General features: G+C 38.1%; 15 protein-coding genes. 10 read left to right on the forward strand and 5 right to left on the reverse strand.

All coding sequences use genetic code 11. The features are described 5' to 3' along the window. Positions 1–117: 117 nt before the first annotated feature. From gpmI to BBI00_RS04215, 5 genes are all read left to right on the forward strand, one after another. Positions 118–1,659, forward strand: coding sequence for a 2,3-bisphosphoglycerate-independent phosphoglycerate mutase (gene gpmI / locus BBI00_RS04195; RefSeq protein WP_065397590.1), 1,542 nt, complete (start codon positions 118–120; stop codon positions 1,657–1,659). Between the two features lie 149 nt (positions 1,660–1,808). Then, positions 1,809–2,786 carry an acyl-ACP desaturase gene (locus BBI00_RS04200; protein ID WP_065397591.1) on the forward strand — a complete coding sequence of 326 codons (978 nt, stop codon included), beginning with the start codon at positions 1,809–1,811 and terminating at the stop codon, positions 2,784–2,786. Positions 2,787–2,883: 97 nt separating this feature from the next. Further along, entirely contained in the window at positions 2,884–3,315 is a 432-nt protein-coding gene (locus BBI00_RS04205; protein WP_065397592.1) for a BT0820 family HAD-type phosphatase, read from the forward strand. 158 nt (positions 3,316–3,473) lie between these two features. Then, positions 3,474–4,283, forward strand: coding sequence for a type I methionyl aminopeptidase (map, locus tag BBI00_RS04210; RefSeq protein WP_065397593.1), 810 nt, complete (start codon positions 3,474–3,476; stop codon positions 4,281–4,283). Then, positions 4,283–5,050, forward strand: coding sequence for a class I SAM-dependent methyltransferase (locus BBI00_RS04215; protein ID WP_065397594.1), 768 nt, complete (start codon positions 4,283–4,285; stop codon positions 5,048–5,050). The genes map and BBI00_RS04215 overlap by 1 nt, the downstream gene beginning before the upstream one ends. A 209-nt stretch (positions 5,051–5,259) precedes the next feature. Here the strand turns inward: BBI00_RS04215 and BBI00_RS04220 are convergent, their stop codons facing one another. Together BBI00_RS04220 and BBI00_RS04225 are read right to left on the reverse strand one after the other, a co-directional pair. Beyond that, positions 5,260–5,592: a DMT family transporter gene (locus BBI00_RS04220; protein WP_065397595.1), complete on the reverse strand. Its 333-nt coding sequence runs from the start codon at positions 5,590–5,592 to the stop codon at positions 5,260–5,262. 401 nt (positions 5,593–5,993) lie between these two features. Beyond that, complete coding sequence (locus BBI00_RS04225; protein ID WP_065397596.1) at positions 5,994–6,557, reverse strand: Crp/Fnr family transcriptional regulator; 564 nt, start codon at positions 6,555–6,557, stop codon at positions 5,994–5,996. Between the two features lie 543 nt (positions 6,558–7,100). Between BBI00_RS04225 and era the strand changes: the two genes are divergently transcribed. Further along, entirely contained in the window at positions 7,101–7,976 is an 876-nt protein-coding gene (gene era / locus BBI00_RS04230; RefSeq protein WP_065397597.1) for a GTPase Era, read from the forward strand. A 66-nt stretch (positions 7,977–8,042) separates the two neighbouring features. Beyond that, positions 8,043–8,471 carry a DoxX family protein gene (locus tag BBI00_RS04235; protein ID WP_065397598.1) on the forward strand — a complete coding sequence of 143 codons (429 nt, stop codon included), beginning with the start codon at positions 8,043–8,045 and terminating at the stop codon, positions 8,469–8,471. A 52-nt stretch (positions 8,472–8,523) separates the two neighbouring features. Here BBI00_RS04235 and BBI00_RS23235 read toward each other — a convergent pair whose 3' ends face one another. After that, on the reverse strand, positions 8,524–8,673 hold the full coding sequence (locus BBI00_RS23235; protein WP_165602493.1) for a bacteriocin-like protein: 150 nt from the start codon (positions 8,671–8,673) through the stop codon (positions 8,524–8,526). A gap of 120 nt (positions 8,674–8,793) precedes the next feature. Here BBI00_RS23235 and BBI00_RS04240 point away from each other — a divergent pair, with 120 nt between their 5' ends. Next, on the forward strand, positions 8,794–11,196 hold the full coding sequence (locus BBI00_RS04240) for a S9 family peptidase (protein ID WP_065397599.1): 2,403 nt from the start codon (positions 8,794–8,796) through the stop codon (positions 11,194–11,196). 73 nt (positions 11,197–11,269) lie between these two features. On the opposite strand, the gene BBI00_RS04245 is transcribed toward BBI00_RS04240, so the two are convergent. Next, positions 11,270–11,959 carry an HAD family hydrolase gene (locus BBI00_RS04245; protein ID WP_065397600.1) on the reverse strand — a complete coding sequence of 230 codons (690 nt, stop codon included), beginning with the start codon at positions 11,957–11,959 and terminating at the stop codon, positions 11,270–11,272. Between the two features lie 77 nt (positions 11,960–12,036). Here BBI00_RS04245 and BBI00_RS04250 point away from each other — a divergent pair, with 77 nt between their 5' ends. Then, positions 12,037–12,600 (forward strand): Crp/Fnr family transcriptional regulator, encoded by a 564-nt coding sequence (locus tag BBI00_RS04250; RefSeq protein WP_065397601.1) that lies wholly within the window; start codon positions 12,037–12,039, stop codon positions 12,598–12,600. Between the two features lie 310 nt (positions 12,601–12,910). Then, positions 12,911–13,414, forward strand: coding sequence for a GNAT family N-acetyltransferase (locus BBI00_RS04255; RefSeq protein WP_065397602.1), 504 nt, complete (start codon positions 12,911–12,913; stop codon positions 13,412–13,414). 100 nt (positions 13,415–13,514) lie between these two features. Here the strand turns inward: BBI00_RS04255 and BBI00_RS04260 are convergent, their stop codons facing one another. Continuing rightward, positions 13,515–14,012: a hypothetical protein gene (locus tag BBI00_RS04260; RefSeq protein WP_065397603.1), complete on the reverse strand. Its 498-nt coding sequence runs from the start codon at positions 14,010–14,012 to the stop codon at positions 13,515–13,517. Between the last annotated feature and the right edge of the window lies 1 nt (position 14,013).

A 14,013-nucleotide genomic window follows, 5' to 3' on the forward strand; every position in this document is an offset into this window, starting at 1 on the left:
AAGACGCAGATTTTTTATGCCTTTTCATAAAGAAACCGGAGGCAAATAAAATTCAGGAGTCCAAATTCTTCTATTCATCGGAAATTCGGTAAATTTGTATAACAAAAGTTTTACAAAATGTCGAAAAAAGCAATACTGGCAATTCTTGACGGATGGGGATTGGGAACAAACCCGGACGTTTCCGCAATAGATAAAGCAAATACACCATTTATAGACAGCTGTTACCAGAAATTTCCCCATACAACCCTTGAAGCAAGTGGTCTTGCCGTAGGTCTTCCTGCAGGTCAGATGGGAAATTCTGAAGTAGGGCATATGAACCTTGGAGCCGGAAGAGTAGTGTACCAGAACCTGGTAAAACTGAATATGGCAGTGGAGAACGGAACATTAGGACAGGAAAAGGTCATCCAGGATGCATTTGAATATGCTAAAAAAGAAAACAAAAAAGTACACTTCATCGGTTTGGTTTCCAATGGAGGGGTGCATTCACATATCAATCACTTAAAAGGGCTACTGACTGCTGCAAAAGATTCCGGTCTGAATGAAAATGTCTTCGTTCACGCCTTTACAGACGGAAGAGATTGCGATCCGCATTCAGGACTTGGATTCATTGATGAGCTTCAGAAACATATGGAGGCTACCATCGGAAAGCTGGCAACCGTTGTAGGAAGATATTATGCGATGGACAGAGATAAAAGATGGGAACGTGTAAAGCTTGCATATGATGCCCTTGTAGAAGGAATAGGAGAGCAGACTACCGATGCTTTGGCAGCGATCCGTGCTTCTTACGATAATAATGTAACCGATGAGTTCCTGAAACCGATCATTTTAGTGAATACAACCGCAACAGGGAACGTGGTGCCGGTTGCAAAGATCATTGATAATGATGTGGTGATCTGTTTCAATTTCCGTACAGACAGAGGTAGAGAAATTACAGAAGTACTTTCACAGAAAGATTTCCCTGAATATGGTATGAAGAAACTGAACCTTTATTATATTACGCTGACGAATTATGATAAGACATTCCAGAATGTTCAGGTTGTCTTTGATGAAAATGTACTGACGGAAACAATGGGGGAAGTTCTTGAGAAAAACGGGAAAACCCAGATCAGAATTGCAGAGACAGAAAAATACCCTCACGTTACCTTCTTCTTTTCAGGAGGAAGAGAACTGGAGTTTAACGGGGAAAGAAGACTGTTATGTCCAAGCCCGAAAGATGTTCCTACCTACGATTTAAAACCGGAAATGTCTGCTTATGATATTACCAATGCTATTGTTCCGGAACTGGAGCAGGGAACAGCTGATTTTGTCTGCCTGAACTTTGCCAATACAGATATGGTAGGCCATACCGGTGTTTTTGAAGCTGCTGTAAAAGCTGCCGAAACCGTAGATAAGTGCATTGAAAAAGTGGCAACAGCCGCTTACGAAAACGGATATGCAGTCTTCATTCTTGCAGACCATGGAAATTCAGACGTCATGATCAATGCAGACGGAACACCCAATACCCAACACTCTACTAATCTGGTACCTTTCATCGTAATGGATAAAGACCATGAATGGACGCTAAAGCCAGGAAAACTGGGCGATGTAGCCCCTACCATACTGAAAGTAATGGGGGTAGAAAGACCAAATGCTATGACAGGAGATATTTTAGTGAGCTAAAATTCGATAATAATGTTAAAAAAATGCCGTTATATTGATATATCGGCATTTTTTTATGATTTATGTCAGATAAAGTATGACTTGCATACTTTATTATGCGCTAAATAATAAATAAATCATATCTTTGTTAATTAAAACTGAATATAAAAATGTATCAAAAGCTTGTTAGGAAAGAAGTAATGGGAATATTGGAAAAGGAAGTGAGTTCTTTTCTTGATAAATTTTTAACGCCAATTGAAAAAATTTGGCAGCCTTCCGATTATTTGCCTGATCCTTCAAGCGAAGAATTTAAACACGATTTAGAAGAAATTCAGACTTTTGCCCGTGAAATGCCTTACGATCTTTTTGTGACCCTGATCGGCGACTGTATTACAGAAGAAGCATTACCTTCCTACGAGTCCTGGTTGATGGGAGTTGACGGGATCAATCAGGAAGAAAAAGTGGGCTGGGCCAACTGGGTGAGAGCCTGGACTGCCGAAGAAAACAGACACGGAGATTTATTAAACAAGTACCTTTACCTGTGCGGTAGAGTCAATATGAGAGAAGTAGAAATTACGACTCAATACCTGATCAATGACGGTTTCGATCTTGGAACCAGCATGGACCCGTACAGAAACTTCATTTATACAAGTTTTCAGGAAACAGCAACCAACATCTCTCACAGAAGAGTAGGTACACTGGCTAAGCAGTCAGGGAACGGAAAACTGGCTAAAATGTGTGGCGTAATTGCAGCAGATGAAGCCAGACACGCCAAAGCTTATAAGCATTTCGTAGCTAAAATCCTTGAAATAGATCCTTCGGAAATGATCCTTGCCTTTGAAGATATGATGCGTAAAAAAATCGTAATGCCGGCTCACCTGATGAGACAGTCAGGACAGAAGGCAGGAGAGCTTTGGGGCCATTTCTCAGATGCTGCACAGAGATGTATGGTATATACCGGTCAGGATTATATCAATATTATGAAAGATCTCCTGGATGAATGGAAGATTGAACACGTAAAAGGTCTTACAGAAAAAGCAGAGAAAGCCCAGGAATACCTGATGAAGCTTCCTGCAAGATTACAGAAGATCACAGACAGGGTTGCTACTCCGGATCTTCAGTTCCAGTTCAGCTGGGTAAAAAGCTAGTAGTTCTATATTATTATTAAAATATAAAAGTATTGAGTGCCTTTCTTTTTGGCACTCTTTTTATTTCTTATCTTTGCAAAGCTAAAAAATAAACAAAATGTTAAATAATAAAAAGATTGCTGTTGACTTTGACGGAACCATTGTGGATGATGCTTATCCTGCAATCGGAAAACCGAAAACCTTTGCTTTTGAAACGTTGAAAAGGCTTCAGGCTGAAGGCTATAGATTAATTCTTTGGACCTACAGACACGGGAAAACGTTAGACGAAGCAGTAGAATTCTGTGCAAAGAATGGTATTGAATTTTATGCTGTGAATTCCAGTTTTGAAGGGGAAGTATTCGATTCTGAGAATCAGTCCAGAAAACTGGATGCAGACTGGTTCATTGATGACAGGAATTTAGGAGGATTTCCGGGATGGGGTGAAATCTACAATATTATTCAGGAAAGAATAGAATTCCGTGTAGAAGGAAAAGAAGTTCTTGCCTACTCAAAACTAAAAAAAGAAAAGAAAAAAGGACTTTTCTGGTAGAATATAGAAATGAGAAGCCGGATATTAGAAGTTAGTTTTAACGGCTGATCAAAGTTTCTGTTTTTTATCAAAAAAGTTTGTAGATTGTTATAATATAGAAATACGCCTCATGCTGTAATCTAATTTCTAACATCTCATATCTAATATATCTATATACGATGATTCAATTAAAAACGATAGACGAATTACGTCTCATGAAGGAGAGCGCCCGATTGGTTTCTAAAACATTGGGAATGTTGGCAAAAGAAATTAAACCGGGAATTACAACTTTATATTTAGATAAACTGGCTCATGATTTCATTAAAGATCATGGGGCAGAACCTGCATTCTTAGGATACGGAGGTTTCCCGAATTCTCTTTGCATCTCTCCAAACGAGCAGGTAGTTCACGGTTTCCCGAATAATGAAGTGGTAAAAGAAGGAGATGTTCTTTCTGTAGACTGTGGGGTGATCCTGAACGGATTTGTAGGTGATCATGCCTATACCTTCGAGATCGGTGAAGTGAAACCTGAGGTTAAAAAATTATTACAGGTAACCAAAGAATCTCTTTACAAAGGGATCGAGCAGTGTATCAGAGGAAAAAGAATCGGGGATATTTCCCATGCGATCCAGGCACATTGTGAAAAAGAAGGATATGGTGTCGTAAGAGAGCTTGTAGGTCATGGCTTGGGAAGAAAGATGCACGAAGATCCTCAGGTTCCCAACTATGGAAGACAGGGAAGCGGTAAAGTAATCAAAGACGGTTTGGCTATCGCTATTGAACCGATGATCAACCTTGGTACGGAAAAAGTGAAATTCCATAATGACGGCTGGACGGTAACTACACTGGACAATATGCCATCAGCTCACTTTGAACATGACGTAGCGGTAATTAACGGTAAACCTGTATTGCTTTCTACTTTTGAATACGTTTACGAAGCTCTGGGTATTGTAAGTGACGAAGAAAAGCCGTTCCAACTGGATTTTTAATGAAAAAGGTTGCCAAGCTTTTACTGAATAAAATTCCACGCCCGATGCTGATCAAATTGAGTATCTGGGCAAGACCGCTTATCTATCAGCTTTTCAAAGGAGATCAGTTTTATGACCCTATTGACGGAAGATCGTACCGGAAATTTCTTCCATACGGATATGGAAAACAGAGGGAAAATGCCCTTTCTCCGGGGACATTAAGCCTGGAGAGGCACCGTCAGATGTGGCTGTATCTTCAGAATGAAACCGATTTCTTTATCAAAAATTATAAAGTGCTGCACATTGCTCCCGAACAGGAATTTCTGAGGAAGTTCAAAAGAATGAGCAACCTGAACTATATTTCTGCAGACCTTTATTCTCCTATTGTGGATGTAAAGGCTGATATTCTGGCTTTACCATTTGAAGATGAAAGCTTTGATATCATTTTCTGTAACCATGTTCTTGAGCATATTGAAGATGATGCCAAAGCGATGAGCGAACTGTACAGGGTAATGAAGCCGGGAGGCTGGGGGATTCTTCAGGTTCCGATGAAAAATTCACTGGAGAAAACTTATGAAGATTTCAGTATCACAGACCCTAAAGAACGTCAGAAACATTTCGGGCAGTACGATCACGTTCGCTGGTACGGAATGGATTACTTTGACCGCCTGGAAAAAGCAGGTTTCGAAACAGAAATTAACTTCTATTCTCAGAAATTTTCTGAAGATGAAATTAAAAGATACGGGCTGAGAACCAATGAGATCTTGCCATTGGTCTATAAAAAATAATAAAGTAACAGGCGCTGAAAAGCTAAAAAATAGAAACCGTTTTCATCTTGAAAACGGTTTTTTTTATAGATCAATGTAATCAGGTCAACATTCCCGATGAATGCTGTCTGAAATAAGAACTTTTAGGAAAGGATATTCCTCAACAAAGCGAAACCGCCTTCGATAGAGAAGACGGTTTCATTTTTAAATATAGATAGAAGTTTATGCTTTTAGTGTGATGAAGATACTGCTTTCAATCCTACCACAGAACCGATAAGGGTTATGATAAAGAATACTCTCCAGAAACTTACAGGATCCTTAAAGAAAATAATTCCCATTAAGGCAGTCCCCACTGCTCCGATTCCCGTCCATACTGCATAGGCTGTACCGATAGGCAATGTCTGGGTTGCTTTGATCAGCAACAGCATACTGATGGTCATCGTAATCAGAAACCCTGTATACCAAAGGTACATTTCAGTTCCTGATGTTTCTTTCGCCTTTCCTAAACATGAAGCGAATGCCACTTCAAATAAACCTGCGATAACTAATATTATCCAATTCATTTTTTTAAATTTTTCTTCTGCAAATTTCAGGATTTAACGGGAGAAAAAATTTTACAATTGTTAAAAAATGATGTTCAGTAAGGAAGCTGGATGCTGGAATAGAGAAGTTATAGTAGTCTGAATGGGAAATATTCCAATGGCCTTAATCAATGAATGTTTTTTAGAAAGGAAGCAATCATTTATTATTTTTCTCTCAATAAGTAATCATTAATACAATATACCCGATACTATCAATAGGAGCGGACTTTAGTCCGCTTTCAATATAAATTTCTATTCCATTGGCTTTAGCCAAAACCTGAATTTCCCTGTGCCTTTAGATTGGGTAATAAAATTTCAGGCATTGTCACGACTGTCAGGACTTCCATCATCCATCTTCCCGTTTCCATTTTTAAAACAACATTTTACTTAATCTCTGCCCGAATTCTGCTCAGGCTCACCTGGGTAATACCCAGATAAGACGCAATATACCCAAGCTGAACCCTTTTAAGCAAATCCGGTTGATAAGTAATAATGTCTTTATACCGTTCAAGGGAAGTTTTAAACTGTCTTGAAATAATAAGTTCCTCAGATTTTATCATTTCAGCTTCTGCAAGCTTTCTGCCCCAGTTGGCTATATGAATATCTTCATTGAAAAGTTTTTTGAGATTTTCTGTTTCCAGTCTGTAAAGGTCGCAATCTTCCAGCAGTTCAATGCTTTCATAGCCAGGCTTGTCTTCTACATAGCTTTTCATAGAAAGTACGCATTGGCCTTCGCTTCCGAACCAGAATGTGATATCATTTTCCGAAGTGGAAGAATAGGCACGGGCAATGCCTTTACGGATGAAATAGACATAAGGAATTACCTTGTCGGCCTCCATCAGACAAAACCCCTTAGGATATGAAACTTCAGTAATGTATTCTTTTAAGCTGTTTTTGGAAGCTTCAGGAAGCAGATAAATGGAATCGAGAATCTGGTCTATATTCATAAAGATGAATTCTAATATTCAAAAATATCAGTTTTAGGCAATGCGATACAAGATTATTTAATATTTTTTTAGAGTATGCATTTCTTCAAATCTTGAATCTTCAACCCTGCAAAAAGAAAAATACGCATCCCTTTAATAACGTTGTTCTACTCTGATACCGAAGAAAATCTTTGATTTTCAACTTCTGTGAACTTCTCACTATTACGCTACTACACTTTCTAAAGTGCCCTTAAAACTTTTGTGACTTTTGTGGTTCAATAGCTTATAGTGATTAAAAATCAGTGCTTTAGCAAAGAAAATCTTTGATTTTCACCTTCTGTGAACTTACCATTACGCTATTATACTTTCTAAAGTGCCCTTCAGTGTTAAAAATTTTTTGTCTTTGTGGTTTAAACCAATATGTTTGAAAGAATATGTCTTCTCTCAAAGTGCTTTCTCAAAGTAACATAAAGCCCAATAACTCTCTTTTTTCTTTTAAAAATTGAGATTACCCGTAAAGACCGATTTTGTTTTACTAACTTTGCAGTTCGTAATATTATTTTTATGCACAAAGCTGGATTTGTAAATATAGTTGGAAAGCCCAATGCCGGAAAATCGACCTTACTCAACCAATTAATGGGGGAGAAGCTGGCGATTGTAACGCAAAAGGCCCAGACAACCCGTCACAGAATTTTTGGTATTTATAATGAAGATGACCTTCAGATTGTATTCTCTGATACTCCGGGAGTATTGGATCCTAAATATGGTCTGCAGGAAAAGATGATGGATTTTGTAAAAGATTCTCTGCAGGATGCAGATGTATTCCTGTTTATCGTAGATGTTACCGACAAGGCGGAACCTTCAGAATTTTTGATAGACAAACTTAATAAAATCCCTGTACCTGTACTTCTGCTGTTGAATAAAGTAGACCAGACGGATCAGGCAGGTCTTGAAAAACTGGTAGAAGACTGGCACAACAGAATTCCCAAAGCGGAAATTCTTCCTATTTCTGCCCTGAATGCCTTCAATACAGAAATTATCTTACCTAAAATAAAATCTTTATTACCGGAGAATCCACCTTACTATGATAAGGATCAGTTTACAGATAAGCCTGAAAGATTCTTTGTAAATGAGGCGATCCGTGAGAAAATTCTTCTGAATTATGATAAAGAGATTCCATATTCTGTAGAGGTGGTTACAGAGCAGTTTAAAGAAAAAGAAGGGATCATTTTTATAGACTCTATCATCTATGTGGAAAGAGATACCCAGAAAGGAATTATCATTGGTCACAAGGGAGAAGCCATCAAAAAGGTAGGAACTGAAGCAAGACTGGACCTGGAAAAGTTCTTCTCTAAAAAAATTCACCTGAACTTATTTGTAAAAGTGAAAAAAGACTGGAGGAAGAATGACAGGGACCTTAAAAATTTCGGTTACCGCTAAACTAAAATCGTTGTAATCCCGTTGTATTAAAAGATTTTTATTACCTTAGTATAAATTTTTTAGTAAATGAACTATAACAATTCAAATTCTGGCTCAATAGCTAAAGATATTATTGTATTCGTCGTGAGGGTGTTTGTAGGTTTTGCAATGCTTTCGCACGGGTTTCCAAAACTTCAGATGCTATTGGCAGGCGGTAAGATTGAGTTTTTCGATTTTATGGGATTGGGACCTCAGATCTCTCTTATCCTTACTGTATTTGCCGAATTTGTTTGTTCAATCCTGCTGATATTAGGTCTTTTTACAAGAATTTCCTTAGGATTTCTGATCTTCACGATGGTAATGGCAGCTTTTGTTGTGCATGGAGCAGATCCGTTTGAGAAAAGAGAGATGAGCCTTATTTACCTGTCTGTCTATCTGCTTCTGATGGTGATGGGTGCCGGAAAAGTTTCTGTAGATCACATGATTGAAAGAAGAAAAAGAGCTTCAGACTGGTAAAATAGTAATAGATATAAAATAAAACGGCACTGTAAAGGTGCCGTTTTCTGTTTTAATAATTGCAGTGAGGCAAGCATTCCCAGATCAGGTTTCCGTTTTCGTCCCTTACTCTGCAGGCCATGAATCCTGATTCACATAATGGGGCACTTCCTCCGTTGATCTTTTTCAGATTTACTTTTGATAATTTTCTTAAATTTTTCATATTGATTTTAATTTGTAAAATAAAAATAGTAAAAAATATTATATGACACTAAAAAGTGTCTTATTTTTTTAATTTTATCAATCTTCCAAAATTCACTACATTCGTAGAAAATGAATTTATATGAAGATAAAACTGACTATTTGCCTTCTGGCATTTCTCAATTTTTATGATGCACAGGAAAATATTACTTACCAGAAACCGTCTGCTGAAATCCTGAAACTGGCAGATTATCAGAGACCGCCAAGTGTCCTGATGAACAGCAAAAAAGATTGGGTGGTTTTTACCTACCGTCCTACCTATAAGACCCTGCAGGATCTGAATCAGCAGGAAATGAAACTCGGAGGCCTGAGAATCAACCCGGTAACCAATATTGCGAGTACGGTTACTTATTTTAATGATCTGAAAATCCGTAAGATCAATGATAAAAAAGAGACGCAGGTAAAGAACCTTCCGGCAAATGCGAGAATTACATATACTTCATTTTCACCTGATGAGAAAAAACTTGCTTTCACCAATACTACGGATAAAGGGGTAGAGCTTTGGATTATTGACATGGAATCGGCTACTGCTAAGAAAATTACTTCAGATAACCTCAATGCCAATTTAGGAATGCCATACATGTGGTATAATGATTCCCAAAGCCTGCTGATTAAAACTCTTCCTCAGAACAGAGCTGCCCTGATTGATTCAAGTAAGGATTTACCAACGGGACCTATTGTTTCTACAGCTGACGGGAAAGTATCACAAAACAGAACTTACCAGGATCTTCTGAAGAATCCTCAGGATGAGAAAAATTTTGAAGTTCTTACAGCGTCCGAACTCTACAGTGCAGATCTGAACGGAAACCTTAAAAAAGTGAAAGATCAGGATATGTATGCCGGATTGAGTTTTTCTCCTGACGGAAATTATTTAATGGCATCTGTAATCAGAAAGCCATTCTCTTATATTGTGCCGCTAAGCAGATTTCCTGTTACAACTACGGTGTATGACATGAAGGGAAATACAGTAAAAGTAGTGAATGAAGTTCCTCTGAATGAAATTATGCCTAAAGGTTTCTCATCTGTAAGAACAGGAAAGAGAAATATGGCGTGGAGAAGCGACGCTCCGGCAACATTGGTTTTTGCTGAAGCGCTTGATGGTGGTGATCAGTCGAAAGCAGCTGAATACAGAGACGAAATTTTCACATGGGAAGTTCCGTTTACTGCAGCACCGAAATCTTTTTTCAAAACAAAACAAAGGTATGACGGGGTGACATGGACGAATGATCACTACGCTATTGTTTCAGAAGATTGGTATGATACAAGAAATACAAAATCTTTCCTGGTTGATCTGAATAACGGAGAATCAAAAGTGATTGATGACAGAAATTCTCAGGATGTGTATAGCGATCCGGGGAATTTTAATACCGTTAAAAACCAGTACGGAAGATATGTTGTCGATATGAAAGGTGGAAAAGCCTATCTGATAGGAGAAGGCTTCACAAAAGACGGACAGCATCCGTTTATTGATGAAATGGATGTGAAATCTCTTAAAAAGAAAAGACTCTATACCTCAAATCTGAAAAACGGAAAAGAGGCCATTATTGATATCCTGAATCCTTCAAAAGGAGAAATCCTTACCACTCAGCAGTCGTCCAGCCAGTATCCGAATTATTTTAAAAAGAATATTAAATCCAATAAGGCAGAAGCAGTCACCAACTTTGCCAATCCTTTTGAAAGCATTAAGGATGTTTACAAAGAAGTGATCACTTACAAAAGAAATGACGGGGTTACCCTTACAGGAACGCTTTACCTTCCTGCCAACTATGACAGAAAAGCGAAAAAAGAGAAACTTCCTTTACTGATCTGGGCATATCCTACCGAATATAAAGACAAAAATACGGCAGGGCAGAATACCCAGAACCCGAATGATTTCACTTTCCCGTCTTACGGATCTTTTATTTACTGGACAACGAAAGGATATGCCGTTCTTGATGATGCAGCGTTCCCGATCATCGGGGAAGGAAAAACAGAGCCGAACGATACTTTCATCCCTCAGCTTGTGGCCAATGCTGAAGCTGCTATTGAAGCTGTAGACAAACTAGGATATATCGATAGAAAAAAAGTGGCTGTAGGAGGACATTCTTACGGTGCTTTTATGACGGCAAACCTTCTGACGCATTCCAAACTTTTTGCCTGCGGTATTGCAAGGAGTGGGGCTTATAACAGAACACTGACGCCGTTCGGATTCCAGAGTGAGCAGAGAAACTACTGGGATGTTCCGGAGATCTACAATACGATGTCTCCATTCATGCATGCAGACCAAATGAAAACACCGCTTCTTTTGATACACGGTGATGCGGATAATAACCCGGGAACTTTCACACTGCAGACGGAAAGATACTTCCAGGCATTGAAAAATCTTGGAGCTCCTGTAAAAATGGTTCTTCTTCCTAAAGAAGCCCATGGTTACCAGGCCAAAGAAAATATCTTACACCTTTTATGGGAGCAGGATCAGTTCCTTGAAAAGTGTCTGAAAAAATAATTATAAAAAGAGACTGTTTTATCATAAAACAGTCTCTTTTTGATTAAAAATATATTGGGAAGTTGAAGGACGTTTAAAGATGCTTCAGAATCTCATCAATACTTTTAAGCTCCATAAAATCCGGATGCTCTAAATTGACATCATGCTGCTCATGGCTCCACGTCACATGATAAGGAATGTGCGCTGCAGATCCTCCTATTTCAAGTACCGGCAAAATATCTGACTTTATAGAATTGCCAAGCATCAGAAAGTTTTCCGGCTGACAGTCCAGATGTTTCAATAACTTTTTATAGTCATTTTCTTTTTTATCACTCATGATTTCAATATGGTGGAAATATTCCTGTAATCCGGAATTCTTCAGTTTGCGTTCCTGATCCAGCAGATCTCCTTTTGTAGCCACTACCAGTCTGTATTTCCCTTTCAGGCTTTCCAGAGTATCTGTTACCCCTTCCAGGAGCTCGATCGGTTTCTGAAGAAGATCCTGCCCAAGCTGAATGGCTTTATTAACCAGCTCCAGAGAGGCTGTATTATTGGTAACCCTGCCGATGGTTTCAACCATACACAGCATAAATCCCTTTACGCCGTAGCCATACAGGTGAAGATTCTGCATTTCTGTTCTGAATAATTCCTGTGATACCGAATGCTGTGGAAGATAATCCTCAAGAAGTATACAGAATTCTTTTTCTGCTTCCTGGAAATAAGGTTCGTTGATCCAAAGGGTATCGTCGGCATCAAAGGCGATGGTTGTAATATGATTATTCATTTTTGTTTTGTAATTTTCTATCCGCAAAATTCAGTATAAAAAATAAATTAAAAAAGGACATTTGTCCCGGGATCAGTATGGTAAGAACCAATCAGGCTTTTCTGAACTATTTTGAAGAGCTTTACAGAAATCAGAAACAGGAGGGAAGTATAACTGTAAAATCTTTTTCAAGAGATGAAAAGATATTGATACAGGACCGTCCGCTTTCCAGACTGATACTGATTAAAGAAGGTATTGCCAAATGCTATTTCACCGAAGAAAACGGTAAAGAATTTATCGTTGAATTTCTGGGCAGTGGCGAAATTCTTGGTGAAGTCGAGCTGATTAAAAATATCAATTGTTTATGCGGTGTACAGGCTCTGTCTGATCTTGTAGTATATGAAACCCATATTCCGTATTTCAAATCCCTGATCCGGGAAGACCTTACTCTGAATCACTTGCTTTTGGATTCTTTTGCAGAACGGATCGTTAATACTTCGAGCCGGGCATCCTATCAACAGCTTTATACAGTAGAACATACCTTAATACAACTGATTGATATGCAGACTAAACAGGGCATTAAGATTTCAAAAGAAGATATGGCCGCTTATCTGGGAATTACAGTGAGGAGCCTGAACAGAATCTTAAAGGATCTGAAATAATTTTGTTGGAAAATCGCAGAAACATAAAGACTTTCCAATTACTATTTGTACTTTTCAAGACACAAAAAATCGAATAATTACAAATTAACCGGCATTCAATTTTATCGAAGATAAAATCCTTGCGCTTTAAAACATATTCCCTTCTGGTTCCATTGCGTCTTTGTGTAATTGAAAAAATTTTTATTTTTGTTGTTTTTTTTAGGGGTGTTTATGCTTTTAAACTTATGATTGAATAATTTAAGCTATAATTTTATAGGGGTGTTTCTAAAATTTATTATTTTTGTATAAAAATAAGTCGAGTATTATTTCAATGGAAAAGTTAAAATTCAGGAATGCTGAATTGGCAGATTTAGATAAAATTGTAGCCATATATAATTCAACAGTTGCTTCAAGGATGGTCACTGCAGATATGGAAGAAGTTTCCGTAGAAAGCAAACTGAAATGGTTCGAAGAACACAACCCTCAGACAAGGCCGCTTTGGGTAGTTGAAGATGATCGGAACCAAACGATCGGATGGGTAAGTTTCAGTTCATTTCATGAAAGGGCAGCCTATAGCGGTACGGTAGAGGTAAGTATTTATCTTGACGAAAGCTGCAGAGGGAAAGGGTATGGTAAAATCATTCTTCAGTACTGTATTGATAACGCCGGCAAATTCGGGGTCAAGAATCTGGTTGCTCTTATTTTCCTGCACAATGAGCCGAGTTTGAAACTGTTCAGACATTTCGGATTTGAAGATTGGGGAAGCCTTCCAAACGTGGCTGTTTTGGACGGTGTGGAAAGGAGTCTTAAGATTTTAGGAAAGAGAATTGATTAAGTAAAAGGGTAAATCAGCAAATTTATAAAAAGGACAGCTGCCTATCAAGATAGGTGAGAAAATATTAAAATACTGTTTGTGATTTGAAGCAGTATTTTTTTTATTGTGCTTCCGGTTCCTTATAATATATATTAATAATCTTAGCTCTCCATTTTTGCAGCTGCTTGATGATTTCTTCCAGGTCTTGTTGAGGATTTAGGGCAATGATACCATTGTAAACAGGATAATCGTGAATATTTAAGTGATAATGATTCAACGTTTTGTATGAAAAGTCTGGATCGTTTTTTATGTACTTTGCGAGGGTGAAAATTAATGAAATAGCTGGCTCGGAATAGTAAAGTTGACAGCTGTCTTCATTAGCCATTTTAAAATCTGACAGGACTGTTTCTAAATAATGCTCAAACGCCAGAATCGCCAGATTATATATTGATTCGTGTTCATATTTTTCGTCCATTGTTCCCCACCAATCAATACTAAGTTCACTGTTTCGTAAGTAAGCTACAGCTTCATTCAGCCCTTTAATGATCGTCTTTAACCTTCCGATACTAAAATCATAGGAGAGTGCATGTCTTCTGAGTTCTTCTCTGGTTAGATCCATT

Source organism: Chryseobacterium arthrosphaerae, from assembly GCF_001684965.1.
Lineage (GTDB): Bacteria > Bacteroidota > Bacteroidia > Flavobacteriales > Weeksellaceae > Chryseobacterium > Chryseobacterium arthrosphaerae.

What these genes read in the sequence shown, in the direction of transcription:
- BBI00_RS04205 (WP_065397592.1), top strand. Translation starts at nt 2,884, where the DNA reads ATGTTAAATAATAAAAAGATTGCTGTTGACTTTGACGGAACCATTGTG.
- BBI00_RS04245 (WP_065397600.1), bottom strand. Translation starts at nt 11,959, where the DNA reads ATGAATAATCATATTACAACCATCGCCTTTGATGCCGACGATACCCTT.
- gpmI (WP_065397590.1), top strand. Translation starts at nt 118, where the DNA reads ATGTCGAAAAAAGCAATACTGGCAATTCTTGACGGATGGGGATTGGGA.
- BBI00_RS04255 (WP_065397602.1), top strand. Translation starts at nt 12,911, where the DNA reads ATGGAAAAGTTAAAATTCAGGAATGCTGAATTGGCAGATTTAGATAAA.
- map (WP_065397593.1), top strand. Translation starts at nt 3,474, where the DNA reads ATGATTCAATTAAAAACGATAGACGAATTACGTCTCATGAAGGAGAGC.
- BBI00_RS04260 (WP_065397603.1), bottom strand. Translation starts at nt 14,012, where the DNA reads ATGGATCTAACCAGAGAAGAACTCAGAAGACATGCACTCTCCTATGAT.
- BBI00_RS23235 (WP_165602493.1), bottom strand. Translation starts at nt 8,673, where the DNA reads ATGAAAAATTTAAGAAAATTATCAAAAGTAAATCTGAAAAAGATCAAC.
- BBI00_RS04225 (WP_065397596.1), bottom strand. Translation starts at nt 6,557, where the DNA reads ATGAATATAGACCAGATTCTCGATTCCATTTATCTGCTTCCTGAAGCT.
- BBI00_RS04200 (WP_065397591.1), top strand. Translation starts at nt 1,809, where the DNA reads ATGTATCAAAAGCTTGTTAGGAAAGAAGTAATGGGAATATTGGAAAAG.
- BBI00_RS04215 (WP_065397594.1), top strand. Translation starts at nt 4,283, where the DNA reads ATGAAAAAGGTTGCCAAGCTTTTACTGAATAAAATTCCACGCCCGATG.
- BBI00_RS04250 (WP_065397601.1), top strand. Translation starts at nt 12,037, where the DNA reads ATGGTAAGAACCAATCAGGCTTTTCTGAACTATTTTGAAGAGCTTTAC.
- BBI00_RS04235 (WP_065397598.1), top strand. Translation starts at nt 8,043, where the DNA reads ATGAACTATAACAATTCAAATTCTGGCTCAATAGCTAAAGATATTATT.
- era (WP_065397597.1), top strand. Translation starts at nt 7,101, where the DNA reads ATGCACAAAGCTGGATTTGTAAATATAGTTGGAAAGCCCAATGCCGGA.
- BBI00_RS04220 (WP_065397595.1), bottom strand. Translation starts at nt 5,592, where the DNA reads ATGAATTGGATAATATTAGTTATCGCAGGTTTATTTGAAGTGGCATTC.
- BBI00_RS04240 (WP_065397599.1), top strand. Translation starts at nt 8,794, where the DNA reads ATGAAGATAAAACTGACTATTTGCCTTCTGGCATTTCTCAATTTTTAT.